General features: G+C 65.0%; 21 protein-coding genes. 11 read left to right on the forward strand and 10 right to left on the reverse strand.

The annotated features are described in order from the left end of the window. Positions 1-358: 358 nt before the first annotated feature. The 10 genes from ACWGRX_RS25155 (at position 359) to ACWGRX_RS25200 (ending at position 10686) form a co-directional block, all read left to right on the forward strand. Positions 359-1699 (forward strand): nucleotide sugar dehydrogenase, encoded by a 1341-nt coding sequence (locus tag ACWGRX_RS25155; protein ID WP_452119781.1) that lies wholly within the window; start codon positions 359-361, stop codon positions 1697-1699. A gap of 58 nt (positions 1700-1757) precedes the next feature. Continuing rightward, positions 1758-2696 carry a Gfo/Idh/MocA family oxidoreductase gene (locus ACWGRX_RS25160; RefSeq protein WP_452119782.1) on the forward strand — a complete coding sequence of 313 codons (939 nt, stop codon included), beginning with the start codon at positions 1758-1760 and terminating at the stop codon, positions 2694-2696. A gap of 6 nt (positions 2697-2702) precedes the next feature. After that, positions 2703-3302: an acyltransferase gene (locus ACWGRX_RS25165; RefSeq protein ID WP_291640201.1), complete on the forward strand. Its 600-nt coding sequence runs from the start codon at positions 2703-2705 to the stop codon at positions 3300-3302. Then, complete coding sequence (locus tag ACWGRX_RS25170; RefSeq protein ID WP_452119783.1) at positions 3302-4459, forward strand: DegT/DnrJ/EryC1/StrS family aminotransferase; 1158 nt, start codon at positions 3302-3304, stop codon at positions 4457-4459. Before ACWGRX_RS25165 ends, ACWGRX_RS25170 begins: the two co-directional genes overlap by 1 nt. Then, positions 4456-5574 (forward strand): glycosyltransferase, encoded by a 1119-nt coding sequence (locus ACWGRX_RS25175; RefSeq protein WP_452119784.1) that lies wholly within the window; start codon positions 4456-4458, stop codon positions 5572-5574. Before ACWGRX_RS25170 ends, ACWGRX_RS25175 begins: the two co-directional genes overlap by 4 nt. Before the next feature lie 872 nt (positions 5575-6446). After that, entirely contained in the window at positions 6447-6782 is a 336-nt protein-coding gene (locus ACWGRX_RS25180) for a hypothetical protein (protein ID WP_452119785.1), read from the forward strand. Between the two features lie 232 nt (positions 6783-7014). Next, positions 7015-8007, forward strand: coding sequence for a hypothetical protein (locus ACWGRX_RS25185; protein WP_452119786.1), 993 nt, complete (start codon positions 7015-7017; stop codon positions 8005-8007). Positions 8008-8056: 49 nt separating this feature from the next. Then, complete coding sequence (locus ACWGRX_RS25190) at positions 8057-8704, forward strand: C39 family peptidase (protein ID WP_452119787.1); 648 nt, start codon at positions 8057-8059, stop codon at positions 8702-8704. 45 nt (positions 8705-8749) lie between these two features. After that, positions 8750-9334 carry a hypothetical protein gene (locus tag ACWGRX_RS25195; RefSeq protein ID WP_452119788.1) on the forward strand — a complete coding sequence of 195 codons (585 nt, stop codon included), beginning with the start codon at positions 8750-8752 and terminating at the stop codon, positions 9332-9334. Between the two features lie 134 nt (positions 9335-9468). Beyond that, positions 9469-10686: a glycosyltransferase gene (locus ACWGRX_RS25200; RefSeq protein WP_452119789.1), complete on the forward strand. Its 1218-nt coding sequence runs from the start codon at positions 9469-9471 to the stop codon at positions 10684-10686. Between the two features lie 191 nt (positions 10687-10877). On the opposite strand, the gene ACWGRX_RS25205 is transcribed toward ACWGRX_RS25200, so the two are convergent. From ACWGRX_RS25205 to ACWGRX_RS25215, 3 genes are all read right to left on the reverse strand, one after another. Beyond that, the gene (locus ACWGRX_RS25205; RefSeq protein WP_452119790.1) at positions 10878-12014 is read right to left on the reverse strand and encodes a glycosyltransferase family protein; all 1137 of its coding nucleotides are present in this window, start codon (positions 12012-12014) and stop codon (positions 10878-10880) included. A 272-nt stretch (positions 12015-12286) separates the two neighbouring features. Beyond that, a complete protein-coding gene (locus ACWGRX_RS25210) occupies positions 12287-13204 on the reverse strand; it encodes an NAD-dependent epimerase/dehydratase family protein (RefSeq protein WP_452119791.1) in 918 nt (305 codons plus the stop codon). Beyond that, positions 13201-15090, reverse strand: a complete 1890-nt coding sequence (locus ACWGRX_RS25215; RefSeq protein ID WP_452119792.1) for a glycosyltransferase family protein — start codon at positions 15088-15090, stop codon at positions 13201-13203. Before ACWGRX_RS25215 ends, ACWGRX_RS25210 begins: the two co-directional genes overlap by 4 nt. 184 nt (positions 15091-15274) lie before the next feature. Between ACWGRX_RS25215 and asnB the strand changes: the two genes are divergently transcribed. Next, a complete protein-coding gene (asnB, locus tag ACWGRX_RS25220) occupies positions 15275-17128 on the forward strand; it encodes an asparagine synthase (glutamine-hydrolyzing) (protein ID WP_452119793.1) in 1854 nt (617 codons plus the stop codon). Between the two features lie 44 nt (positions 17129-17172). Here asnB and ACWGRX_RS25225 read toward each other — a convergent pair whose 3' ends face one another. The 7 genes from ACWGRX_RS25225 to ACWGRX_RS25255 all read right to left on the reverse strand — a co-directional run. After that, positions 17173-18165 (reverse strand): methyltransferase domain-containing protein, encoded by a 993-nt coding sequence (locus ACWGRX_RS25225; RefSeq protein WP_452119794.1) that lies wholly within the window; start codon positions 18163-18165, stop codon positions 17173-17175. Between the two features lie 16 nt (positions 18166-18181). Beyond that, positions 18182-18625: a hypothetical protein gene (locus ACWGRX_RS25230; RefSeq protein ID WP_452119795.1), complete on the reverse strand. Its 444-nt coding sequence runs from the start codon at positions 18623-18625 to the stop codon at positions 18182-18184. A 79-nt stretch (positions 18626-18704) separates the two neighbouring features. Further along, positions 18705-20372, reverse strand: a complete 1668-nt coding sequence (locus ACWGRX_RS25235; RefSeq protein ID WP_452119796.1) for a glycosyltransferase — start codon at positions 20370-20372, stop codon at positions 18705-18707. Positions 20373-20534: 162 nt separating this feature from the next. Then, the gene (locus ACWGRX_RS25240) at positions 20535-22475 is read right to left on the reverse strand and encodes a class I SAM-dependent methyltransferase (RefSeq protein WP_452119797.1); all 1941 of its coding nucleotides are present in this window, start codon (positions 22473-22475) and stop codon (positions 20535-20537) included. Continuing rightward, positions 22472-24874, reverse strand: coding sequence for an ABC transporter ATP-binding protein (locus ACWGRX_RS25245; RefSeq protein WP_452119798.1), 2403 nt, complete (start codon positions 24872-24874; stop codon positions 22472-22474). Before ACWGRX_RS25245 ends, ACWGRX_RS25240 begins: the two co-directional genes overlap by 4 nt. 53 nt (positions 24875-24927) lie before the next feature. Beyond that, positions 24928-25773 (reverse strand): ABC transporter permease, encoded by an 846-nt coding sequence (locus ACWGRX_RS25250; protein WP_452119799.1) that lies wholly within the window; start codon positions 25771-25773, stop codon positions 24928-24930. Positions 25774-25783: 10 nt separating this feature from the next. After that, positions 25784-26823, reverse strand: a 1040-nt coding sequence (locus ACWGRX_RS25255) for an NAD-dependent epimerase/dehydratase family protein (protein ID WP_452119800.1), incomplete at its 5' end; no start/stop codon positions are given.

Below are 26823 nucleotides of genomic sequence, written 5' to 3' on the forward strand. Positions count from 1 at the left end.
GCAATACTTACATAATTCTTTAAATACTAAAATAGTATTTCGATTTTCAAGGAATTTATCTCTTGTCGGCTTGGCCGATCTCCGGCGATCGGCGCGGTCCCGGTTTGCCGCTTGCGGCACAATGGGCGCCCCTGGCCTGTTCTCGCCGGCCTTTTGGCGCAATCCGTCGCCGATGAATGTATCCGATGTGGACGGGGTCGCTCTGTTCGCGGTATTTTCGAGCGATGCTGCGTGTCGTTGCATTTGGGCGTGCACAATTGCGCGAACCGCTTGCGGTTGACGTCATTTCACAAGTCTGGAAGAAGCACGCGCACGAACCGGCCCGATGCCGGCCTTGCCGCAATACCCGGGGTGCAATGTGACTTCGCAAACTGCGCAGCGATTTATCGAGCGCGTCAATGATCGTTCGATTGTCATCGGCATTGTCGGCCTCGGCTATGTCGGCATTCCTCTGGCGCTCGCCGCGCTACGCCAGGGCATCAAGGTGATCGGCTTCGACATCGATCAGAAGCGCGTCGATGATCTCAATGCCGGCAAGAGCGCGATCAAGCATATCCCGATGGACCTGATCATCGAGGGTGCGAAGACCGGACGCTTTGCCGCGACCACCGATTTCGACCGGATGGCCGAGCCCGATGCGCTCCTGATCGCGGTGCCGACTCCGCTGACCAAGTATCGCGAGCCCGACCTGTCCTATGTCGTCAAGACGACCGAGGCGATCGCCAAGCGCCTGCGCAAGGATCAGCTCATCGTCCTCGAATCCACGACCTATCCCGGCACCACCGACGAGGTGATGCGCCCGATCCTCGAAAAGGCGAGCGGGCTGAAGAGCGGCGAGGAGTTCTTCCTGGCCTTCTCGCCGGAACGCGAGGATCCGGGCAACCCCGATTTCGGCACCTCGACGATTCCGAAGGTGGTGGGTGGCGACGGCGCCGATGCGCTGGCCATGTCGCTCGCACTCTATGGCGCGCTCGTCGTCAAGGCCGTGGCGGTTTCCTCGACCGCCACCGCCGAGGCGGTGAAGCTGACCGAGAACATCTTCCGGGCCGTCAACATCGCGCTCGTCAATGAGTTGAAGACGGTCTACGCCGCGATGGGGATCGACGTCTGGGAAGTGATCGACGCCGCCAAGACCAAGCCCTTCGGTTTCATGCCGTTCTATCCGGGTCCGGGCCTCGGCGGTCACTGTATTCCGATCGACCCGTTCTACCTGACCTGGAAGGCGCGCGAATACGATGTTGCCACCCGCTTCATCGAGCTCGCCGGCGAGATCAACACGCGCATGCCTTACCGGGTGGTCAATCAGCTCGCCGAGGTGCTCGACGCCAAGGGCCACAAGAATCTGAGCGACGCGAAGATCCTGATCCTCGGCATCGCCTACAAGAAGAACATCGACGACATGCGCGAGAGCCCCGCGCTCAAGCTGATCGAGCTGATCGAGAAGCGTGGCGCCCATGTCGAGTTCCACGATCCCTTCATCCCGGTGATTCCGCCGACCCGCGAGCATGCCGAGCTCACCGGCCGCACGAGCGCCTCGGTCAGCAAGGACGCGCTCGCAAGCTATGATGCCGTGCTGATCGCCACCGATCATGACGACGTCGATTACGCTTTCGTGGTCGCCAACTCCAGGATCGTGGTCGATACCCGCAACGCATGCGCCCGCAAGGGCGTGGTCGGCGCGAACGTCTTCAAGGCCTGATTGAACGGCGCCGACGGCATCGCCCGTCGGCGCGATGGACCAGATCGAGAACGCAATCATGACAAGCTTCGCCCTGATCGGCGCCGCCGGCTACATCGCTCCCCGCCATATGCAGGCCATCAAGGCGATCGGCGGCGACCTCAAGGTCGCCTATGACCCCAACGACTCGGTCGGGATCATCGACAGCCATTTCCCGCAGGCGCATTTCTTCACCGAGTTCGAGCGTTTCGATCGCCATATCGACAAGCTGCGCCGCCGCGGCGAGCATATCGACTATGTCAGCGTCTGCTCGCCGAACTATCTGCACGACGCCCATATCCGCTTCGGCTTGCGTTCGGGCTCGGACGTGATCTGCGAAAAGCCGCTCGTCCTCAATCCCTGGAACATCGACGGCCTCGCCGAGATCGAGGAGCAGACCGGCAAGAAGATCAACACCATCCTGCAGCTGCGCCTGCACCCGGCGATCCAGGCCCTGAAGGAGCGCATCGCCCAGTCGAACGAGCGCCATGCCGTCGACCTGACCTATATCACCTCGCGTGGTCGCTGGTACCACGCCTCCTGGAAGGGCGACGAGGCCAAGTCGGGCGGTGTCGCCACCAATATCGGCGTACACTTCTTCGACATGCTGGCCTATGTCTTCGGTCCGCTGAAGTCGCAGACCGCGAGCCTGCGGCAGGGCGAGCGCGCCGGCGGCCTGCTCTCCTATGAGAAGGCTGATGTGCGCTGGTTCCTCTCGGTCGATTCCAACGACCTGCCTGACACCGTCAAGGGCAAGAAGACGACCTACCGCTCGATCACGCTCGATGGCGAGGAAGTCGAATTCTCGGAAGGCTTCACCGATCTGCATACCCGCAGCTATCAGGAAGTCCTGGCCGGGAATGGCTACGGCCTGGAGGATGTGCGGTTCTGCGTCGAAGTGGTCTCGCAGTTCCGCAGCCTGCCGGTCGTCGCCAATGGCGAGCGGCATCCCTTCGTCGACAAATATCTGAAAGGCTGACCCTGGATGGCCGCGCCGGAGATGCGTGACGATCCGCGCTTTCCCGGCGCGAAGATCCATGAGAGCGCCTATGTCGATGATGGCGTGACGATCGGCGCCGGCTCCAAGGTCTGGCACTTCGTCCATGTCCTCGGCGAGACCGCGATCGGCGAGAACTGCGTGCTCGGCCAGAACGTCATGGTCGGGCCGCGCGTCACCATGGGCAATGGCTGCAAGGTCCAGAACAACGTCGCCCTTTATGACGGCGTCGTGCTCGAGGACGACGTCTTCTGCGGCCCGTCCTGCGTCTTCACCAACGTCAACAACCCGCGCGCGTTCCTGAACCGCAAATCCGAGTTCCGCCGGACGCTGGTCAAGAAGGGCGCAAGCATCGGCGCCAACGCCACCATCGTCTGCGGCCATACGCTCGGTGCGTATTGCTTCATCGCCGCGGGTGCGGTCGTGGCCAAGGACGTGCCCGATTTTGCCCTGATGGCTGGCGTCCCGGCCCGCCGCATCGGCTGGATGAGCCATGACGGCGCCAAGCTCGGCCCTGATCTGACCTGCCCCGAAACCGGCCGGCGCTATCGCGAGACCGGTCCCGATACCCTGGAGGAGATCGTCTGATGAGCGAGCGTCCCGCGATCGAGTTCATCGACCTCAAAGCCCAGCGCCAGCATATCGGCAAGGCCATGGACGAGGCGATCCTGAAGGTCGTCCACGATGGCAACTACATCCTCGGCGAGCAGGTCGGCCAGTTCGAGGCCGGGCTTGCCGCGTTCTGCGGGGCGAAGCATGCGATCGGCGTCGCCAATGGTACCGACGCATTGATTCTGGTGCTCGAAGCGCTCGGCATCGGCCCCGGCGACGCGGTGATCTGCCCGAGCTTCACCTTTGCCGCGACCGCCGAGGTGGTGGCCTGGATGGGTGCGACGCCGGTCTTCGCCGAGATCGACGAAGCGACCTATAATCTCGACCCGAAGGGCCTCGCCGCCGCGCTCGATACGGCGCGGAAGCACGATCTCAAGCCCCGCGCCCTGATCACGGTCGATCTCTTCGGCCAAGCCTGCGACTACGACCCGATCGAGGCCTTCTGCAAGCAGAACGACCTCGTCCTGATCTGCGATTCGGCGCAGGGCTACGGCGCGAGCTACAAGGGCCGGGTCGCCGGCGCGATCGGCGACTTCGCCACCACCAGCTTCTTCCCGGCCAAGCCGCTCGGCTGCTATGGCGATGGCGGCGCGATCCTCACCGCCAGCGACGAGCACGACGCATTGCTGCGTTCGCTGCGTTTCCACGGCAAGGGTTCCTACAAATACGACAATGTCCGCGTCGGCGTGAATTCACGGCTCGACACGATCCAGGCCGCAGTCCTGATCGAGAAGCTCAAGATCTATGGCGAAGAGATCGAGAAGCGCCAGAAGGTCGCGCGCCGCTATACCGAAGCACTGAAGGATCTCGTGGCCACGCCTCATGTCATGGCGGACTGCGTCTCAACCTGGGCCCAGTACACGATCCGCGTCGACGCCGGCCGCCGCGACGCCTTCCAGGCCGCGCTCAAGGCCAAGGGCGTGCCGACCACCGTCTACTATCCCAAACCCCTGCACCAGCAGACCGCCTACAAGCACTTTCCGGTCGCCGGGAACGGCCTGCCGATCTCGGAGCGGGTGGCGCAGGAGGTCGTAGCCCTGCCGATGCATCCCTATCTCGACGAGACGACGCAGGACTACATCATCGAAGCGGTCCGCGAAGCGTTGCAGGTGCGCGCGACCGCGGTGGCATGAACAGGCCGCGACGCCTGGCCTATCTATCCCTGGAGACGCCAAGACCGGGCCAGGCATCGCAGACCCATATCGACGAGATCATCGCCAGCCTCGAGGGCTGCGGCTGGCAGGTCGAACTCTTCGCCACCACGCGCGGCGGAGCCAGCTCCCGGACCTCTTTCCTGCAGCGCCTGCTCGACTATGGCCGGGTGCAGTTCGCCTTGGCGCGCCGGTTGGGCGAGTTCGACGCGGTCTTCGTCCGTTCGCATTTCATGGCATTGCCGCTCGCGCTGTGCGCGCGCCAGCGCAAAGTACCGGTCGTGCAGGAGATCAACGGCAAGCCGGCCGATATCGGGGTGACCTATCCTGCCCTGAAGCCGTTCGCACCGCTCTTCGCCTGGCTCTACCGGACGCAATTCCGCTTGGCCGCCCATCTGGTCGCCGTCACCGAAGGCCTCGCCCACTGGGCTCGCGGCTTCGCCGGCCATGATCGGGTCAGCACCGTCTCCAACGGCGCCAACACCGAACTGTTCAGGCCCGACGGACCACGCGCCGACATTCCCGGCCGCTATGTGATCTTCGTCGGCGGTCTCGTCGCCTGGCACGGTGTCGGGACCATGCTCGCGGCGCTGCAAGGACCGGCCTGGCCCGTGGATGTGAAGCTCGTCATCGTCGGCGACGGCGTCGAGCGCGGCAAGGTCGAGGCCGCGAAGGCCGATCCCCGCCTCCTCTGGCTCGGCCGGCAACCTTACGACGCGGTCCCCGCCTTGCTGCGCGGTGCGCTGGCGGCACTTTGCGTGATCGAGGACCAGGACGGCCGTTCCGCCTCGGGCGTCGCGCCGCTAAAGCTGTTCGAAGCTATGGCCTGCGGTATCCCCGTGATTGCGAGCGATCTGCCGTTCCAGGCCGACATCGTCCGGCAGGCTAGCGCCGGAATGATCATTCCGGCTGCCGACGCCGATGCGCTGGCCAAGGCGGTACGGACGCTGGCGGAGATGCCCGACCTCGCCGAGATGCGAGCGGGAGGTGCGAGCTATGTCGCGCGCGAGGCGAGTTGGCGGCGCCGTGGCGAAGAACTCGACCGCATTCTGCATGCGACGATCGGCCGGCCCCGCGAGGCCGATCCGGCCGGCTGACCACCCGACAATTTCCAACGTCTGCCCCTGTTGTGCATCTTGGCCCCGGTTCGAGATGCCATGCAGCGCTTATCCCGAGGAGGCACTCCGTCAGGGATAGCCTCTCGAAAGACGTTTCAGGATGCTCCGGAATCATCTGGAGCATCCTGCGAGACGCTGCACCGCAGCTCCTCAGAATAAGGACTGCTATTCTCGAACGCTCTCCGGTGCTTTCCCAAAGAGAGGAATCGCATTCCGCGTCCGGCAGGAGGCTCGGCAAGCTGGCCTACAAGACCCGCCATCCTGCCGACCGAACGAAGCGAGGCCCTCTAGAACCGGTCAGCGAAGATCTTGGCGAGTGCTCGGCGCCCAGCGCCGATTATCGACGAGTCAACCGGAAGTACCGATGATGAGCTTGATGCAAGTGTTATAACGGGTAACCTTGCGGAATGTGCGCTCACATGCCCCGAGCGAACCATTGTGAATCTTCCGTGACACGGTCTGGTGAGGGCGGGGCAGCGCCTCGGCCGCAGGGGGCAGGGAGTACTCTTCAAAGAATTGCAGCGCGGCCAGCATGCATCGAGACGGATATACTTAGATGAAAATCAAAGAAATTTAATTACCTTATTTTTGTATAGTTTGATTTTTTGAACATTTAATATCCCATCGTCAAATAACAATCATCAATAACTGCGTCATATCCATCGAATTAAAAACTCCAATCCTATATCCGGGCGAATTTCTGCAAGTTAAATAATTTGATCTCGCTTTTTTCATCTAGGGTGCGCCGCAGCGTTATGGCGTGAAATCGGTTGCAATTTATCAGAAGGCGCGCCTATAAAAGCGTTGTGGGCAAGTTTCCCCACGCTTAGCAGCGAGTGGAGGTTTAAATGTTGAAGAAGATCGCTATTCCCGCCGCGATCGCGATGGCCCTCGCGACGCCGGCTGCCGCAAACGAGCTGAGCCCGGTTTTCGGCAAGGCAAAGGCCGTTTCGCTGAGCCAGAACGATGCCAAGGCTGTGGTTGGAAAGGGATCGACCTCGATCTACTACGCCTACTACGCCAATCTCTATAATTCCTACGCCAATTACTACGGCGCCATCTCGCTCGTGAACGACGTCAACGGCTATTCGTCGAGCTACACCTACTATTATACCGCCTACAGCTATGCCGCCACGGCGGCGTCGTACTATTACAGCGCTTATTACGCCAAGGTTAACTACGGCTGATAGCTTTCTTACTTGCGGGAGGGACGGTTTACGGTCCTTCCCGCCATTCTTTGCCAGAGTAACGCGTCTCCATGGAGACGAGAGTATCGTCGGGTGTTTGCATATGACGGTGTCTATAAGGATCGGTCGCCCGTTCAACCTGGCAGTACTGGTCGCTATAGCCCTACCGGCCTCCGCTCATGGGCAGACGGCTGAAGAGCGGATCAAACAGCTGGAACAGCGCCTCCTTCAGATGGAACGCCGTCTTGCGGCGGCCGAAGCCAAGGCCAACAGCGCTCAGCGTGCCGCAACATCGAACAAAAGAACTACTCCGGAAGCACGCCAGGCGGCGGCCCCGGCGCCGGACGGTGGCGCGGCGGCAGCTCAAGCCGGCGATGTCCTGGTCGCCAAGCCCGAGGTCGCCAACGACAATCCCGAATTCAGCGTCGTTCGCGAGAACGTCGCGACATTGTCGTCGCGCTCCTTCGAGATCGCAGCCGGCATCGGCTATACCAAGAACGCGTCGCTGCTGCAGAGCGACCGAGCGTTCACATCCTTCATTTCCGGCCGCTACGGCATTTTTGACGGCGTCGAGCTCGGCGTCAATCTGCCGTATTACTATAGCTATCGCTATACCCAGGTCTCGCCGACCGAGCTGGAGGCGAACCGCGCGGCCAGCATGGGCGACACGCTCGTCCAGGTGACCGCGCTGGTCAGCAAGGAGACGCCGAACCTGCCGGCCGTCAACGCGACCATAGGCGCGGTCATCCCCACTGGCGCGAGACCCTATTATTTCGGCGCGGCCTATCGCCCCGGAAACAGCCCGATCGACCCGCTGTTCGGCCGCCAGTCACGCGGCGAATGGGGCGCTTTCGGCAATGTGCAATTCGTCAAGACATATGACCCTGTCGTCCTGTTCGCCGGTTTCGGCGCGGAGTATTCGTTCGCGACGGCGCATCAGGGCTATGAAGTCGAGTGGCCGATACGGTTCAACTACAATGCCGGCTTCTCCTTCATCATGTCCAATACCTCGACCCTGGGCTTCGCCTTGATCGGCTCCTATCAGGGCGACGTCCGCGTCAACGGGGCCCGCGCCAAGAACACCCAGTCCGAACCGATCGTCGGTCGCCTGACCCTGACCCAGAGACTGGCGCCCAATTTCTACATCGAACCGTCGGTCGGCATCGGCCTGAGCAAGGACACGCCGCAGGTCAGCGCTTCGCTCGCGGTCCGCAAGAGGTTCTAGGTCCTTGCGCCCGGCCAAGCCCCGTCAGGCGAGATCACCGAAATGGGCGGTGCTCGCGGCCGTCGTGCTTGCCGGCTTCGCCGGCGGCTGCCTGAGCACAGAAGGCAAGCGTCCCTATCGCGAAGTCCAGTCCTATGCTTCGCTGAAATATGCCGTAACTGTCCGGCAGGCCTTCGATTTCTCCTGTGGCGGCGCGGCGATCGCGACCTTGCTGACCCATCACCTCGGCCGCCCGACGACAGAGGTCGAGGTTCTCGACAAGTTGCGCTCCCGCTACCCCGGCAAGAGCTGGGACGCGCTGCAGAAGAGCGGTTTCTCGCTCGAGGATCTGATCTGGGTTTCCAATCAGCTCGGCTTCGAGGCGCAGGCCGCGCGGGTTTCGGCCAATGACCTGTCCGATCTGAACGGACCGGTCATCGTGCACGTCAACAAGGGAACCTTCGAGCATTTCACGGTGCTGCGCGCGCGCAAATTCGGGCGGACCTTTCTGTCCGATCCGATCGAGGGGGCGATCACGCTGTCGAATGAGGAATTCGACGGGATCTATACCGGCTCGGCGCTGGCGATCTGGGTCAAGTCCAAGCCGCCACCGCGCAATACCGCGCTCGACCGCCCGGGACCCTGGATCGACGGCGAAGACATGTTCCGCGGGGTCGGCGAAATGCGCCTTCCCAATACGGTCAAGCATTTGATCTAGCCCGGATAAATTGTAGCCTCCGGGCTAGGAAGAAGGAAACAGCCAATGTCCGACACTTTCAGGAGCCGCCCCGCGCTTGTTGCCGTCGCCGCAATGATGGCCACGGGATTGTATGTCGGCGAAGCCCGGGCGAGCGGCGAATGCGCCAAATACGGCAAGCCGACCTATCAGGCCGACAGGCTGGTCAAGATTGGCGGCGATACCTTCCGGTCCCGCGTCTATGTGATGGGCGACATGGAGCGGGAGGAGATCGATCATGGGGGTGGCCGCACCGAGGTGATCATCGTCGCGCGCGGCGAGGTGCTGAGCTTCTTCCCGGAGGCGAAGGTCGGCATGCGCCGTTCGGTGGCGGCCGGCGGCAGGCCGAAGACGCCGGAAGGCTCGATCCGCGCACGCGAGGAGCGCAGCGGCTCGAACAGCCGGATCATCCTCGAGACGCGCACCGACGACGGCAGCTGGACGGTGGTCAATGAAGTGACCTGCCGCAGCGATGGCGCTCTCCTCGGCCGGCGCTCGACGGTGCCGCTCAATGGCAAGATGGTGCCGTCGGAGATGATCCAGCAGATCCGCGGCGGCAGCGTCGATCGCTCGATGTTCACCGCGCCGTCCGGAATCAGTTTCAAGCGCTGAGAATCCGATCCAGGACGGTTGGCGCCTGACTGCCGGCGGCGGAGCCCTGCCGCCTTCGCGCGCGACAAAAGCGTTCCTTGCCTAGGGCGCTTTGGCTATACTCTACCGTCGACTCTCCTGGATCCTTCCGACCCGTGCGTACTCGCCCCCAACCGGCGCTGCGAATAGCAGTGCTGTCCTACACTGCGATCGCGCGGGACCATCGCGTCCTGCGAACGCTGGAAACGCTGGCAGCGCGCGGGCACGAGGTTACGGCGATCGGCTTCGGCGAGCCGCCGGCGCTGCCGATCCGGATGATCCGGCTTCCCGACCCGCCCGGGCCGGCCGGCCAGCGCCTCGCGATCGCGGCGACACAGTTTCCTGCGAACCTCGTTCCTGCCTCGGCGGCATTTCTGCACTTGCTGTTGCCGCATCATGCAGCGGCCCGGCGAGCGTTGCTCGCTCTGCGGCCCGACATCGTCCATGCCAATGACTGGCAGGCCCTGGTCGCGGCCGAAGCCGCGAAGCGCGAGGCCGGCTCGCGGATCGTCTATGACAGCCACGAACTGGCGAGCGAGGAGCACGCGGACAACTGGCTCTGGCGCCTCGTGGCCCAGCGGCATACGCGCGCCATCGAAGCGCGCTATATCGGCGATGCCGACAGGGTCATCACCGTCAGCGAAGGCATCGCGACGACCCTGCAACAGCTCTACGGGCTGCCGACGCGCCCTTCGGTGATCCGCAACGCACCGGCTTTTCAGGCAATCGTTCCCGCGCCGGCCAGCGAGCCGGTTCGGCTGCTTTTCCACGGTATTTTGAAGGCTGGCCGGGGCATCGAGGCTCTGATTTGCGCCATGCCGCTGCTGCCGCGCCACCGCCTGACCCTGCGCGGCAATGGTTCCACCCATTATCTTGCCAAGCTGCAGGCGCTGGTGGCGCGGCTCGGCCTCGGCGAGCGCATCCGGTTCGAACCCGCCGTTCCGCATGTGCAGGTCGTGGCCGCCGCGGCTGCATCACATATCGGAATCTTCTGCGCTTCGCCGGCCACGGGCCAGAACCGGTTCGCAATGCCGAACAAGGTCTACGAATACCTGATGGCGGGCCTGGCGCCGCTGGTCGCGGCCGGGACGGACCTCGCCGATCTGGTGACCGAACATGGCTGTGGCCTGGTGGCCGAGGCTGCCACGCCGGAGGCGATAGCGGGCGCTCTCGGCGCGCTGGCCCCGGAAACGCTGGCGGCGATGCGCGCCAGGGCTCTGGCCCTGGGCCGGGAGTTCTGCTGGGAACAGGAACAGAGCAGGCTGGTCGCCGTCTATGCCGGGCTGGAGGAGGAGATGGACGGGCAGACCGGCGACCTGCCCGGGTCTCGGTGAGCCCCTCGTGAAGGCTGCGCCGACCGGGGCCCGCCACAGCAGCGGCCAAGCGATCGGCGCGCTCAGGCTCAGGCGAGCCGGGCTAGATCGCCGCGCGTCCATACGGACGCGGTCGCGGTGATCTATCCCATTGCTATCGCATCGGAATTTTCCGGAAAGTAGATTCCACCTTTCGGTCCGATGCTATAGCCTCACGGTTTCCCGGGTGATCGCGCAAGCCCAGCATAATCGTCGAGCACCGATGCAGCGATCTGCTCCGGGTTGTGCCAGGTTTCGACGAAGCGACGCGCCTGTTCCCCCATCTCCCGCAAGCGGCCCTCGGACAGGCCCAGGAGACCGCGCAGAACGCCCTCGATCGTATCCGGATTGGCGCGCATGATCGGCAACTCGGCCGCGAACGCCGACGGGGTGCGTACCAGATCAGCCTCGTGAATGTAGCAGACGACGGGGCGCCCCGCCATCATCGCTTCGACCGCGACGCCGCCATACCAGCCGACACGCAACTGGTCGATCAGCACGTGATGGCTGTCGAGTTCCGCCAGCGCCTGGGCATTCTGGCGATCCTCGACCAGGGTGAGATGCAGCGCGTGCCCCTCGGCGCGCAAGCGCTCGACCGCGGCGATCAGGGCGGCCGTTCCCTTCACGGCCCGATTGGTCGGCATGTGCAGCAGGCGCAATGGCTGCGCCTCACCGGGCCAGGGGCGGGGCAGCTGGCGGGATGGATTGCAGTGGCTATAGGCCAGCCAGCGCGCACGGGGGGGCAGGCCGGGCAGGAGGTCAGGATTGACGGCATAGATCAGCTGAACATTGCGATCGACGACGTCGAGATAGCGGCTGCGGAACTCGTTGCGCCGACGCAGCGGCCCGGCGATCTCGGGCAATGCCAGATGCGAATAGGGATTGCTCCGGACGCTGGCTTCGATCGAGCGGATGTCGTCCCCGTAGAAGGTCATCGCCAGGGTCTTGCCCGTGGCGCGCCACAGCGGGAGGTCCTTGAGCCAGAGCAGGCGCGCATAGGCGAGTCGCAAGCTCTCTCCCAGCTCCGACGACGGCTTTGCCTCACGCAGCGGAAAGGCCCGAACTGAAAGCGCCGTCTGGCCGAAATGACAGTGAACGACGTCGGCGGCGCGCAGGGTTCGCCAAAGCAGCGAGAAGCGCCCGAGCTCGCGGCGCAGCAGGCGATGCCGGCTGCCCGGGGGCGGCTCGAGGCATGTGTCGCCATTGAAGCCCAGCGGCGACCAGTGCAGCGAGATCGCCTCCGCCTCGTGGCCGAGCTGACGCTGAGCCTCGGCGAGACCGGACGCATGGCCTCCCAGATCGATCGGCAAATGCACGATCCGGAGCGGGCGACCGGTCAAGGCAGGTGAGCGGGACAACGACGAGATACGCCCAACCAGAGCAGAGATGAGATTTCCAGAGCGTTCGAGCTATACATTCCAACCCGGCGGAATTCCATCGCCAGCGATGCGGCGGCAGAGGCGGCTTTTGTCCTGACGAGGTGATCTGCGGCAGCGCCCGGTGAAACCCGGCACACCATGATCGGCCTGCCGGCGGGCGGCCTCCGGTTTCGGGAGATCGCCCGCGCGGCTCAGCGACCTCGTCAGGCGTGCTGCTGGGCGGCGATCATCCCGGCCAGACCGGTGCGCAGGTCGGTAAACCGATGCTGCGGCATCAACTCACCGAGCCGCTCCGTGTCCGGAACGATCTTGGGCGCCAGGCCGGCCTTGCCGCGCTCGAAACAGGGGGCCTTGCCCACGAGATCGCCGATCAGATGCCCCGCACTCTCGATCGTCTCATAGCCGGGGGCCGCGACATTGACCGTTTCGTTCCAGCCCTCGGCGATCGCCGCCTTGATGACCGCGAGCGCATCGTCGACATAGGTCGCGGAGAAGGCGAGGCCCGAACCGGAAGCCGGCAATGACAGCGGCCGGCCCGAGCGCACGCGCGCGACGAGATCGCTCAGCATCCGGTCCTCGAGATGCGGCCCATAGGGCGCATAGAAGCGCAAGGTCGCGATCGGCAGGAAGCCGCGATAGAGATCGCAGAAGCTGTCGGCGAACAGTTTCGAGGCCGCGAAATACGAGCTGGGCCGACGGAACTCGCTCTCATGGCTGCCTGGCTGCTCGGTATCCTCGGCGCTCACCGTGGAGCTGTAGACGGTCCCGGTCGAGCCGAAAACGGCTCGGCCGACCCCCGTCTCGCGGGCGAAGTCGAGCAGCTCTGCAGCGGCGGCGGTGTTGACATAGAACATGTCGAGGGCGCGCTGCGGGAATTCGCGATGGTGCCGCGACACGGCGAGGTGGATGATCGCGTCGAAGCGCGGCTGCTTGCGCAATTCGGCGAGAGCCGAACGCAGCGAGGCAGGGTCGGAAAGATCGGCGTTGGCATGGCGCGAGCCGGCGATCGACGCCTGGCGGCCGAGCTGGGTCACCTCATGGCCGGCGGCGAGAAGGTCGCCGGTCAGGGCCTGGCCGATGAAGCCGCTGCCGCCGGTCACGAGAATGCGCTGGGATGTCATGCTGCAGGGGTCCTGATGGGTTGAGACGTCGCGGCCGCCGGGGCCACGAGGCCGACGAGATTCTGCTCCAGCACGGCGAGGACGCGTGCATTGGAATTCGAGCGACGATACCAGTCGGCGCCACGCACCCCGACTTCCGCGCGGAAGTCGGCGTCGCCATGGAGCCGGCGCAGCGCCTCGGCCACGGCCTCGGCGGAGCGCGCCGGCAGCAGCGGGGGCATTTCATCGAAGCACCAGGCGTGCAAAGCAGGATCGAAGGCGGTCACCACCGGCTTGCCGGAGTGGAAGGCCTTTGGCGGGATGCCGCCGAAGGTCGGAATGGTGAACTGGTCGCAGACGACGTCGCAGGCGCAGATATAGCGCATCATGGCGATGTGCGGCTGGGGCTCGATCCAGACGACATTGTCGGCGATGCCGAGCTCCTGCACGAGCTGGCGGCTCTTTTCCAGGGTCTGCCCCCAGGCTACCGCGATGCAGCGCGCGCCGTCGGCCCCGGAACGCACGAGATCGGCGAAGCCCCGGAACAGGTGGTCATTGCCTTTGTCCCAATTGGTGTCGCGGCTCTCGTCCCAATGCTGCCGGGGCGGGTGGAAGATGAAGAAATCGCCGCCATGCCGGGCCTGAAGCTCGGCGCGGAAAGCGGCGGCGGCGCCTTCGTCGAGCAGCCCGCTTTCGTTCACGATATGCGGCAGGAAGAAATAGGGCTGTCCGAGGCGCTCGGCCGGGGCCTGGTTGTCGCTGTTGGTGACGATGGTCTGCTCGCAATGATGGTAGACGAGCGAGGCGAGCCTGCCGGTGGCGCTGTCTTCGAAAGGCAGGTTGCGGATCGTGCCGAACTCATAGGCGACATAGGGCCGGTTGGCTACGAGCGGCCAGATGCCTTCCAGCGCATAGCCGATGACCACGTCATAGGGTGCGAACAGCCGCTGCATCAGCGGCAGCGCGCTCTTGAACTGGCGCAGCAGCAGCGGATCGAAGCTGCGATCGGGATAGAGCGCTTGATAGCGGGCGATGAGAGCATCGACGCGCGCGTCGAAATCGCTGGGCAACGCCGCCTGCAGTGCCGGCATCTCCATTGCGGGCGAGGCATCCGCCATGGCCGGCTGCGCTGTGGCGCAGGACAGGGGGGCAGGCGCGGGGATTTCGACGGCCGCGGCAGCCGGGGCCGCGGTCTCGGCGACAAGCGCGGGCGCCGGCAGCAGGCCGAGGCGCCGCAGGATGCGGCGGCCATAGCGCTGCACGCGCTCCACCATGTTCAGCACGGGCCATTTCAGCCGATACCATATGCGGCGACAGGTCCCCAGCACGAGCCAGCTCAGGCGGTGTGCGGCGCTGCGCAGGCGCCATACGACGCGCGCAACCAGTCCGCCGGAGGCGGTCGACGATACGGCGGATGGGCTGGCCAGAAAGCGCGATGCCGCCCGGCCGATCATGCCCAGCGCATTGCTGCGGCCGAAGCCGCCGACGAGATCCAGGCAGACGGCTTCGGTCAGCCGCGTCAGGCCGAACTTCGCGTCGCGCTCGCGATAGGCCGGGGCGCCGATCTTCCGCAGATGGCGCTGGTTGAGCCAGCGGAACAGCTTGGCGCGCCGGGGCATGCCTTCATTGGTGGCGATCAGCGCGAGGCAGGCGAGCGTGCGGGGGCCGCTGATATACCAGCCGGGAGTGGAAAAACCCGCTTTCTCCGAGTCGGGCAGGACCGGGAAGAAGTGGTCGCCGACAGAACTCGCGTCGAAGTCGCCCTCTTCCCAGACGGGCTGGGCGTTGATGTGGTAGTAGTCCCAGTTGACCGCATGGCTTTCGACCGCCGCGGTCTGCAGAACCTTGCCCACATTGTATGCGTAGTTCGCCACGTTGCCGATATGGAGAACCTTGAGTTTCGGCACGGGTCGTTCCGCATGTTGCTGGGGTTCGTCGCGACTTCTAGAGGACTCCACTCTCAAGCGCCAGCGCGATCGCGTCCCTGCCTTGACGGCGCCTCGTTGAGCACTTACCCGGCGCAAGAGCCCGGCTCTGCCCGGTGCCTCAGCGGCGCGAGGGCGCGCCGCATGCCGTTGAAGGAACGTCGGGATGTGCGGCATTGCAGGCTATCTGACGTTGGACCGCGAGCCTGCGGCCGTCGCCTTGGTGCGTCGCATGACGGATGCGATCGCCCATCGCGGCCCGGATGGCGACGGCTTCTGGGTCGAGGGACCGGTCGCCTTCGGCCATCGGCGCCTGGCGATCATCGACCTCTCCGATGGTGGTCGCCAACCGATGCAGACCCCGGACGGGCGCTTCACCATCACCTATAATGGCGAGATCTATAATTACGCCGAGCTGAAGGCGCAGCTGCGGGCGCTCGGCCACAGCTTCCGTTCGACGAGCGACACCGAAGTGCTGCTGCATGCGATCGCGCAATGGGGCCTCGCCGGAGCCCTGCCGCGCCTCAACGGCATGTTCGCCTTCGCGCTCTGGGATTCGCAGACCCGCGAGCTGACGCTTGCACGTGACCGTTTCGGCGTGAAATCGCTCTATTGGAAGACGACCGGCAAGACCTTGCTCTTCGGGTCCGAAGTCAAGGCGATCCTCGCTCATCCGACGGCGCGAACGGCGCTCGATGTGGATGCGCTGAGCGAGTATCTGGTCTTCCAGAACTTTCACACCGATCGGACGCTCTTCGCCGGCGTGCGGATGCTGCCGCCGGGCTCGTTCATGACGATTCGTGCCGGGGACGGACGCGTCGGGCAGCCGCAACGTTATTATCGGATGCGCTTCCAGGAGCCGGCCGTGGCTCCTTCGGAGGCCGAGGCGGTCGCGCAGATCGAGTATCTCTTCAAGCAGGCCGTCAGCCGCCAACTCGTCGCGGATGTCGAGCTCGGCGCCTATCTCTCGGGAGGCATCGACTCAGGTGCGATCACGGCGATCGCCGCCAGCGAACTCGGCCATCTGCGCACCTTCACCTGCGGCTTCGACCTGTCGTCGGCCTCCGGCCTCGAAGTCTATTTCGACGAACGGCGCGATGCCGAGATGATGTCGGCGCGCTTGCACACCGAGCATTACGAGATGGTGCTCAAGGCCGGCGACATGGAGCGCATCATCCCGAAGCTGGTCTGGCATCTCGAGGAGCCCCGGGTCGGCCAATGCTACCCGAACTTCTACATTGCCGGGCTCGCTTCAAAGTTCAACAAGGTCGTCCTCGGCGGCACCGGAGGCGATGAACTCTTCGGCGGCTATCCTTGGCGCTATCTCGCGGCCTTCGGTGCCGACAGCGACGCCGTGATGGAGAACACCTTCGCCAACTGGCAGCGTCTCTTCCCGCATGCCGGGCGCGCGACCTATTTTGCGCCGATGCTGTCGGAACTGACCGGTCCGGACGCCCGTGAGATCTTCGAGAGCGTGATGGAGCGGCCAGCCGCCGATGCCAGCGCCGAAGACCGGATGAACGCCGTGCTGACCTATGAGGCCAACACTTTCCTGCTCGGCCTGCTGACCATGGAAGACAAGGTCTCGATGGCGCACGGGCTGGAAAGCCGCGTGCCCTTCCTCGACAACGACCTCGCCGATTTTGCGACGAGCCTGCCGCTGCGCTACAAATTCGGCCTGCCGGCCACGAATGGATCGGGCAATGGCGGCGATATCCGGCGCAGCAGCGACGGCAAGCGCCTGCTGCGCCAGGCCGTCGCCGATCTGGTGCCTCCGGAGGTGATGGCCCGCGAGAAGCAGGGCTTCTCGGCTCCGGACGCCGGCTGGTTCAAGGGCCAGAGCATCGACTATGTGAAGTCGCGCATCGGCACGAAACGCGCCCGCATCTACAACTTCGTCGATTACGATACGACCAACCTGCTGCTGCAGGAGCATTTCTGTGGCAGCCGCAACAACCGGCTGCTGATCTGGTCGCTGATCTATCTCGAGCAGGCGCTGGAGACCTGGAACCTGGCCTGAGGCCTCGGCGCCGGTCTATTGCGGCGCATGCCTCGCTCCCGAGTTCAGCCGACTTCGTAGGCGAGGAAGCTGTTGGAGTAGCCGACCGAGGCGATATCGAAGCGCTCGATCAGGCGGAAATGCTGTTCGAGGAGCTGGGGGAACCAGTTCTCGCCGGGATGGAACAGGTGGTAGGCGTCGAGCGGGTCCATCGCCGCGCTGTAGGGCTCGTAGGGACGGGTGTTCTCGAATACCCCGGTCCAGACCAGGAAGCGCCCGCCCGGCGTCAGCACGCGCTTGATCTCGTCGAAGGTGACATCGAGCAGATAGACATGGTCGATCGAGGTCGCCGAGATCACCGTGTCGAAGCTACGGTCGGGCCAGGGCAGGAACTCGGCGGCGCTGAGCGAGAAGGCGAAAGGATGGGGCTCATAGGGCGGTAGCGGATCGATCGCGCCCAGCTTGTCGTCGGTGACGCCATCCAGATAGGTCGGCTTCGCGAGCGGGCCGACACCGAGATCGAGCATCCTGCCCCGACCGTGAATCTGGATGAACGTGCCGAAATCCGCGGCGTAGGCATGGGCTGCGGTCGAAAGACTGTCGGGAAGACGCTTCTCATATTCGCGCCGGCCGGCCTCGAAGCAGTGCAGCCAGGCGTCGAAATTGCGTGGCGCACGGCGACGCAGCTCGGCCATCTGCGCATCCCAGTCCGCCGCTGCCGGTGCGACGACGGAAGGACCTTCATCGCGCGCACCGGTCAGCAGGCGGGCCCGCATCGCAGCCGCACCGCGTCGTTCCAGCCAGGCCAGGCGGGAGCTGGCTTCCGCCGTCTCACGCAGATAGGCCAGCGTGTGCGTGACGCCGTGCAGGGCGACTTCGAGCCCGTTCAGGGCATTGGCCGCGCCGATCTGGCCACTGTTGAGCGCATTGGCCTGCACGGTCAGCATGTTGAGCGTATTGGCGGTGTCCGTGCCGCCTTGCAGCAGCCGCTCGACCTGGCCCGACAGGCGGGCGATCTCCTCGCGGATGGCGCCGAGCTCGTATCTGACGTCGGTCATGGATGTGTCCGCCTGGTCACGAGCTCAAGCCGGCAGGGTCGCGCCGCTCGGCGCGTTCCGACCGGATATGCTCGGCAATGCGATCGAAATAGGGTCCTTCGAGCACCGTGATGATGCGGCTCTCGAGCTCGCCAAGACGAATGTTCAGCAGATTGGTGCGGGCCGCGTCGGGGGCCGACATCGCTTCGGCGCTCGCACTGTCCGGCTCGAGCAGGCGCACACGCTCCTCGAGCAGGCGCAGGCGCTCTTCGAGCAGGCGCTGCATCTTGACCAGGCCCATCTGCGCACCGGTTTGCTCGGATTGCTGCGTATCCTCGCCGAGGATCTCGTTCAGACGCTGTTCCGTCGTCGCCAGGCGCTGATCGAGCGTCGACAGCCGCTCCGTCGTGGCGGCGGCGAAATCCTGGAGCACCATGTTGGCGATGTAGCGGCGCAGCGAGGTCAAGATCGACGGCTTCAACGCAAATGCCTTCCGATTTCTGCTCCGGGCGCCGGGCGCGGCCACGAGGCGTGCCTTGTGCTGTGCGGCCGGTGGGATGTCAATTCGCGGCACTCCGTGCCGGGGCCGGGCTGGCGAGTTCGTCCATGACCGTCGTGAAGACCCGCTCCTGGATCTCGACGATGCGGCGCCCCGAATGGCAGCGGTCGACCCAGTCCCATGAGCGCTTGCCGATCCCGGCCTCGTCGTCGGGATCCTCGATGATGCGCAGCATCGCCTCGGTCACGCTGGCGACGTCGTGACCATCCAGGAAGGGCGGCTGCTCGCCGAAAGCGAGGCGGTTTGCGACGCCGTCATCGCGCGTCAGCACGCGGCAGCCGAGCGCCAGAGCCTCGAAACTCACCCCCGAAAGCGAAGGCAGGAGGAACTGGTCGATGACGGCGTGACAGTCGAGATAATGCTCCCAGAGCTGGTGCTTCGGCAGCGGCTGCACCCAGACGAAATGCTCGCCGACATCAAGCTCGTCGATCAGGGCCTTGGTCGCGGCGACATCGACGCCCCATTCGACGAAGATGGTCCGGAAATTGGTGATGCCGCGCTGCTTCAGCTCGTGCGCGGCATGCACGACGAAGTGGTTGTTCTTCATCATGATCGGCACCTTCGGGAGCCAGTCCTGTCGGGCCGGCGCGAAGAAGGTGACGATCTGCGAGCGCTGGCGCCGGTGCCGCTCGGCGAAGGCGCGCAGCGGCCGCTCGTCGAAGGCGTGGGGCAGCGGGTTCAGGCGCTGCGGCTCGATCGGCAGTTGCCGCTCCTGCGTGAGATAGTCGTTATTGGTGACGAAGACGGCTCGTGCGGCCGGATAGGCTCTGGCGATCAGGCGGCCGAGGCTGCTGTCCTCATAGGGGATGTCGCGCAGGGTGCCATGCTCATAGGCGACATAGGGCGCCTCATTGGCGAGGAAAGGCAGGACGGCGTCAGGACCATAGGCCATGACGAGATCATATTGCCGCATCAGCCAGCGCCAGCCCTTGAGATGGGCGGAGAATTTTTCGGCGTCTTCCGGCGCGGCATTCGCCGGCCATGAGCCATCGGCGCTGCGTCCCTCGTCGAGTTCGATTCCGGCGGCGCAGAGTACCTGGCCGGCGGGCAAGCCGGCGAGCATGCCGGCCACGGCCGGATCCAGCTGACCGATCGCCTCGAGCCAGGCCCGGTCGAGCGGCAGCGAGAGGCTGGCAATGGCCTGATCGTCGGCGACCCTGCGCAGTCCCTGGCGCACCAGGCTGTCGAACTGCTCGAACATGCGCCCCTGCATCAGCTCGCGGCGATCAGTCGGCGTCAGCGGCGTCCCCGCGACAGCCTCCTGGAAGCGGGCCTCGCTCCAGGGCTGCTGGGCGCCCAGCGTGTCGCCGCCAACCACGACCTTGAAGCGGGCATAGCGCAGGCAGGCCCAGGCGATCTCCGCGAGTCGGCGCTCGCCGGCCGCGACATGGCGCAGATAGGTGATGACGCGGCTTTGCGGGCCATGCGCGAACCAGCGGGGCACGGTCGGGCACTGCGCGCCGAGCCGCCAGAAATTCGGAAACAGCGGATCGCCGATCAGGGAGCGGTCGACGCCCGCGTCGAGTTCCTGCCATTCGCAGCAACAGGCAAAATGGTAATAATCATAGAATGCGACATGGCATTCATGCCCCTGCTCGCGCAGCAGCTTGGCATTTGAATAAGCGTTGTTGGCGATGTTGCCGATATGAAGGATACGCAACGGTCGCATCAAGGCACCTTCTTCCAGCCCGCTGAGATTTCCCGCGATCTTGCGGATCACGGCAGGCCGCTGGAGCATTTTCGAGCGAGATCGGCACCGGCTCGCGTGAGGAAAATACGATAAAACAACGAATTAGAGCTTTTCCACGATTCAGGGAAACGCGGAAAAGCTCTAGACCACGAACTCTTCCGAAGGAAGGTTGAACACGCCCGTCATGTCGCGTGCCTCGGCGACGACGCTGACGAAGATCTCCCCTGTCCGCAGTTCGGCCGGGAGCTCGAGTTCCGGCTCGTCGCGGTGGAAGATCTCGCCGGGCATGGCGAAGTCCGTGTCGGCCGCCAGCGCGCCGTAATGCCAGCCGCGCGAGTGCCGGGCGACGTGAATGCGATAGCGCGGTCGCGGTGCCCATTCCGCCGAGGCAGGCGGCGTCCAGCGCAGCGTTTGGCCGTCACGCCAGAGCGATCTGACCTGTCCGGGGCGTTGCGCAGTCGCCAGCTCCGGCCCCTGCACGCCAGGCACCGCATCGAAGGCGTTCCAGCCATAATCCACATCGGCTTCCCATTCCCGCGCGTCGCCGCGCTTGATCCAGCGCTGGGCGAGGCTGACGGTCCGTCCGGCGAAGAACTCCGCCCCGAAGAACGCGACCGAGGGCAGGATCGGCGCCTCGAGCCACCGGGCGATCGGCTCATAGGCCTCGGGATAGGCCTGCCTGAAGGCATCGATATGGGCAGCGTTGTAGTTGGCGTAGGAAGGCGGCCGATCCAGCAGTGCGGGATCCTGCGCCGCGTCCTCCAGGCTCGCCCATTCGCCGGCAGCATTGAGCGGGATGACGCCCGGCGGGTACAGGTTGGCTTCCGCCAGGACAAAGCGGCCGTCCAGCTCGACCTCGGCAGTGCTGTGGCAGGCCCCGCCGATCAGGCGCGCGGAGATGCCATTGGCTGCGAAGAGATCGATCAGGAAGCGCGCGGCGTTTCCACAGCGGCAGGCACGCAGCAACAGGGATGCGATCGGATCGCTGACGACCTCGCCGGGACCTTTCATCGCCTGGCCGGCGAAATGATGATAGAAGTGCCGCTGTGCGAAGGCGATGCAGGCCTTGCGCTTGTCGGCTTCCGACGCGCAGCCAGCGGTGAGATGGGAAAAGAGCTTGCGGAGCGTCGCGGTGCGGTCGAGCGCGCGCGCGCTCTCTAGCGTCAGGCCGACGGCCAGCGCATTGCGGTTGTTGACGCTGTCGGTGGCCGGCCGCGGCATCGGAAACCGCTCCAGCAACTCCTGATGCGACATGCGATCTTCCGCCAGGGTCGCTTCGACCATGGCATCGACCCGCGCCTCGGCAGCCCGGCGGCGCGCGATCGGCTCTCCGGCACGATCAGCGGTCCACTCGATGACATTGTCGAAGCCGAGATAGCGCGGGGCGTAGACGGGTTCAGGGCGATCGCCACGCAGCGCCGGCTCTTCCGCGACCAGGGCTCCCTCGGCGGCGGCGCGGATATTGCGCCAGTCCGGTGCGGGGAACCAGCGCGGCACCTCCGCGACCGTCGTGGAGTTCGGGAAGTGGTCGCGCTTGCGCGCCAGGAAGGCGTGCCAGCCGATGCGCGACATGTCGCGGTTCTTGCGGAAATGCTCGACCGCCAGTTTCAGCCACCAGCCGGGCCCGTTCGAGCAGATATAGAGGCGCCCGCCGGGCTTCAGAACGCGCTGAAACTCGCTGATCGCCGCAGTCCGGTCGAGAAACATGTAGACGCCGTAGCAGAACAGCGCGTCGAAGCTCGCATCGGCGAAAGGCAGCGACGAGCCGCTGGCGCTCACCGGCGCAACCGTGTCCAGACCCAGGCTGCGCGATAATGCGCGGGTCGTCTCCAGCCGCTTCTGGTGGATTTCGAGCGCCACCACCGAACCGTTCTCGCAAGCGAGCGCGGCGCTCCATTGGCCGAAGCCGCATCCGACATCGAGCACGCGGTCATAGCCGGTCATGCCGATCTGGCGCAGCCGGCGACGATAATAGTCCAGCGGCCAGGCGACGACGAAATCGCCATAGCCGAGATCATTGTTGCGGCTCGCCGCCTCGGTGATCGCGGCCCATTCCGGATAGGGCTTTGCCGGTGCGCTCACCAGACATACTCCGGCAGGCGACGCCAGGGCAGGCTCAGGCGCAGCCGCTGCGGATCGCCGGGATCGGCTGCGATCACCGGATCGAGGGCGAGCGCCTCATTCGGCGCGGCGCCGGCAGGCAGGAAGTTCATCCGCCAGCCGTCGCGCCGCGGCACCGTGAGCGTCAGGCCCATGAGATCGGCGGTGCCGAGGCCAGACAGGTCGGAGGTGACCGTCAAGAGCTCTCCCTCGCAGGATACCCGCAGGCTGTCGCGCATTTCGAGGAAACGCAGCAGCTGCGACGTCGTGGTGACGAGGCAGTGACCGGAACGCTGCCGCTCGGAGAGATGCTGCAGGATCGCGCGGGCATCGCCCGGCAAATAGGGCTCGGCTGCCTTGTCGAAGCCGCCATCGGCGCGTTTCCGCGCCACGCCGAGATGCTGGTAGTAGATCGCCGCCGCGCCGTTCGTGACGATCCGGTCGAGGTCGGCCACGGTCATCTGCTCGGCCAGCGAGCCGGCGTTCGGCGCCGCCTGGCCGACGAGCCCGCGATAGCGCCGCATCAGTCGCAAGCTCGAGCCGTCGCGTGCGGTTGCGTCATAGAGCAACCCGTCCGTCTGCGCGGGGTCGGCGACGAGCCCGTTGTCGACCCAGCCATAGCGGAAGCCGAGCTGTCGCGTCAGGTCGAGATGATAGGCCGGGGAGGCCGGATCGTCGCCGTGCTGATAGCCGACGAGGCCGGTGTGGCCGAGGTTCTGGATGTTCCGGTCGGAGCCGTGATTGGTGAAGTTGGCGAAGCTCAGGCCATGCCTGGCGCAGGCCTCGGCGACCTGCTCGGCATGGCGGCGCTCGAAGCCGCCGGCGTCGAAATCGCCATAGGCATGGATGGTGTCGATGTAACCGGCCTTCACCATTTCGCGCAGCCACGGAGCGTCGGCGCTTTCCTTGCCGCTCGTGCCCTCGAAATAACTGATCGACGAATGACAGAGCGCGTGGGTGGTGAAGAAGAACAGTGAATTGGCGCTCTCCAGCGCCAGGCCATTGCGATCGTTTAGCAGGCGGAAGATGGCGCGGGTCGCCTCGGCATCCATGAACTCGCAATCATTGCTGAGCGCCACGGCCGCCCGGAATGGATCCGGATAGGGCAGCAAGGTCACGTCACCGGGCAGGCGCGCCGGGAGCGGCGCGGACGTTTCCGGCTTCGCTGGAACCGCCGCCGGGTCGGCCGGGGCGATCTGCCAATGCGAGGGGGAATCGAACATCTTGCTCAGTATGCGCGAATCGCTGCGTACCACCGCGAATTCGGTGAGGCGGGTGCGATAATCGTGATAATCGCTGACCCGCGCCACGTCCGGGTAGGGTTCGATGCCGGCGTTGACGTAATAGCTCCCGCTGTTGAGCAGGAGATGCGGCAGTTCGATGCTGACCCGGTGCCGTCCGGGCGTGATCGGCAGCGCGGTGCTGGCCGGGGCGCAACTGTCGTCGAGATGATTCTCGGTCGTGGCGGACCAGGCGAGCTGGCCGTCGGCGCGGAGGATGAAGAGGCAGAGGCAGGCGCTCTGCGAGGTGATGTCGGCCTCGATGTCGAGGGAGACCGTCAGCGGCTTGCCCTGGAGGAAGACATTGTCGGCCATGGCGTGGCCGTCGACATGCGCGGCATCGATGCGGATCCGCTGGTCGCCGATCCGCTCTGGCGGCGGCTCTTCCGAGATATGGCGCGCCACGCTGGAATAGGCCGCGATCTCATAGGCCTTGGAGACCTCCTTCGCATCGCCGTCCATGCGGACCTGGCCGTTTTCGAGCCAGATCGAGCGCTTGCCGAAGCGCGGGATCAGGTTGGTGTTGTGGGTGACGAGCAGCACCGTCGCGCCACGCTTCACGATCTCGTCGAGCCGGTACAGGCATTTCTCGACGAAGGCGGCGTCGCCGGCCGCGAGCGCCTCGTCGACGATCATGATGTCGGGATCGACGCTGATCGCGGTCGAGAAAGTCAGCCGCGCCTGCATGCCGCTGGAATAGTGCTTGAACGGCTGGTCGATGACGTGACCGAGCTCGGAGAAATCGATGATCCAGTCCTGCTTGGCCTCGATCTCCGACCGGGTCATGCCCATGCAGAGCCCGCCGGTGATGATGTTCTCGCGGCCGGTATATTCGGGATTGAAGCCCGTCCCGAGCTCCAGGATGGCGGAGAGGCGGCCATTGACCTCGACCGAGCCGGAGGTCTGGCTCAGCGTGCCCGCGATGATCTTGAGCAGCGTGCTCTTGCCGGCGCCGTTGCGGCCGATGATGCCGAGAACCTCGCCGCGGCCGACCTCGAAATCGATGTTCTGGAGGACGCGCGAGACGCTGTGGCGGTTACGCCCGGTCAGCGATTCGCGCAGCAGATCCGCCGGGCTCCGGTAGATCTTGTACTCCTTCATCAGGTTCCTGACGCGGATCGCCGGCGCGGGCCGCCCCGTGGATGCGCCCCCGCTCACAGCGCGTCTCCGAAGCCGCTGCGGGTGCGCTCGAAGAACCGGAAGCCGAGGAAAAGGATGGCCGGCGACATCAGGGCGAGGATGATCCAGGCGGCGGGATGGGCGATGGAGCGGAAGAAGAAGATGTCCTGCAGGCACCAGACCGCATAGGAGAACGGGTTGAGGTAGAGCACGATGTCGAACCAGCCGGGCAGCGAGCCCGGCAGATAGATCACCGGCATCAGGAAGATTCCGAATGCGGTGAAGAACTGGACGAGATCGCGGGTGTCCTTGATGTAGACCGCCAGCGCCGAAAGGAAGAGGGCGACGCCGCAGAGCAGCATCAGCTGGGCGAGCACGACCGGCACGATCAACGGCAGGAGCGGGCTGACGATGCCGAAACGCACCAGCGAATAGACCAGGATGATGCAAAGACCGATCAGCAGCGGGATATGCGCGGCGATCACCGCCCGGATCGGCAGCAATTCGAAGGGGAAGACCACCTGCTTGACCAGGTTGGTCGAGGCGACGAGCGAGCTGGTCGCCTTGCCGAGCGCCGACTGCACCGTGAGCCAGCAGGTCAGGCCGGACAGCATGAAGACCGCGAAATCGGGAACCGTGGGTAGGTTCGCGCCGACGCGGGCGGTGAAGACATAGCCGAAGACGAAGAGATAGAGGCCGATCAGCAGCATCGGGTGGAGCAGCGCCCAGGTCTTCGCCAGCACGGAGCCGGCATAGGCGTCGCCGAGCTCGCGCGAAACCAACTCGCGCAACAGCTCGCGGTGTCGCCAGAGCCGCGCGAAGAGTGTCGGAAGCCCGGCGTTCTCGCCGCCAAGGTCGCGCCGGCTTGCCTGGTCGCTCATGACGCCGGGCTCACGCCGCCGCGGCGCGGCGGGCTTCGACCTCGCTCTTATGGGCGGCGCGCCACTCGATCAGCCGGCGCAGTCCGTCGTCGAGGTCGATCTCGGCGGTGAAGCCGATCTCGGCGGCCGCCTTCTTGGGCGAGCCGATGCGGTTGCGTACCAGCGTGGCCTGGCTGCGCGGGGCATAGTTGATCGGCTGGTTGCAGCCGGTGAGGTTCACCAGCTTCTCGGCGATCTCGCGCAGCGAGGTACGGGTGCCGGTGCCGACATTGTAGAAGCTGGCGCTGGTATCGGCGCGCATCGCGCAGAGATTGGCCTTGGCGCAATCCTCGACCGCGACGAAGTCGAAGGCCTCCGAGCCGTCGCCCATGATCGTCGGCCCCTCGCCGCGGTCGATCGCGTCGAGCATCTTCATGATCACCGCGATATAGGCGCCCTTATAGTCCTGGCGCGGGCCATAGACGTTCATATAGCGCAGGCCGACCGCCTCGAGGCCGTAGCGGTGGCAATAGGCGGTCAGCATCGCCTCGCCGGCGATCTTGGTGGCGCCGTAGAAATTGCGGTTGTTGAACGGATGTTCCTCGGTCATCGGCTCTTCGATGGCATCGCCATAGACCGAGGCCGAGGAGGAATAGACCAGCCGCCGGACATTCTGCTTCACGCAGGCTTCGAGCACGTTGAAGGTGCCCTCGACATTGGTCTTGAAGGCCGAGCGCGGGTAGTCATGGCATTGCAGCAGCCAGAGGGCGGCGAAATGGAAGACGCCGTCGGCGCCTTTCAGTGCCGATTCCAGGATGTCGACCTGGGTGATGTCGCCGCCGACATCGTAGATCGTGACGCGCGGATCGCGCAGGGCCGTGGCTAGGTTCTCCTCCCGGCCGCGTACGAAATTGTCATAGATGACGATCTCGCCGACATCCTCGCGAATGAGGCGGTCGACCGTGTGAGAACCGATCAAGCCGGCTCCGCCGATGACCACGACGCGTTTACCCTGAAATTCCATGACCGCTGCCCGTTTCCTTGCCGAACCGTCACGCAGCGGGCGGAAGC

The organism is Allobosea sp. NPDC055594 (assembly GCF_053618995.1).

Coding starts and splice junctions, on each gene's coding strand:
- ACWGRX_RS25160 (WP_452119782.1), top strand. CDS start 1,758: ATGACAAGCTTCGCCCTGATCGGCGCCGCCGGCTACATCGCTCCCCGC.
- ACWGRX_RS25165 (WP_291640201.1), top strand. CDS start 2,703: ATGGCCGCGCCGGAGATGCGTGACGATCCGCGCTTTCCCGGCGCGAAG.
- ACWGRX_RS25170 (WP_452119783.1), top strand. CDS start 3,302: ATGAGCGAGCGTCCCGCGATCGAGTTCATCGACCTCAAAGCCCAGCGC.
- ACWGRX_RS25175 (WP_452119784.1), top strand. CDS start 4,456: ATGAACAGGCCGCGACGCCTGGCCTATCTATCCCTGGAGACGCCAAGA.
- ACWGRX_RS25185 (WP_452119786.1), top strand. CDS start 7,015: ATGGAACGCCGTCTTGCGGCGGCCGAAGCCAAGGCCAACAGCGCTCAG.
- ACWGRX_RS25195 (WP_452119788.1), top strand. CDS start 8,750: ATGTCCGACACTTTCAGGAGCCGCCCCGCGCTTGTTGCCGTCGCCGCA.
- ACWGRX_RS25210 (WP_452119791.1), bottom strand. CDS start 13,204: ATGACATCCCAGCGCATTCTCGTGACCGGCGGCAGCGGCTTCATCGGC.
- asnB (WP_452119793.1), top strand. CDS start 15,275: ATGTGCGGCATTGCAGGCTATCTGACGTTGGACCGCGAGCCTGCGGCC.
- ACWGRX_RS25225 (WP_452119794.1), bottom strand. CDS start 18,165: ATGACCGACGTCAGATACGAGCTCGGCGCCATCCGCGAGGAGATCGCC.
- ACWGRX_RS25235 (WP_452119796.1), bottom strand. CDS start 20,372: ATGCGACCGTTGCGTATCCTTCATATCGGCAACATCGCCAACAACGCT.
- ACWGRX_RS25245 (WP_452119798.1), bottom strand. CDS start 24,874: ATGAAGGAGTACAAGATCTACCGGAGCCCGGCGGATCTGCTGCGCGAA.
- ACWGRX_RS25250 (WP_452119799.1), bottom strand. CDS start 25,773: ATGAGCGACCAGGCAAGCCGGCGCGACCTTGGCGGCGAGAACGCCGGG.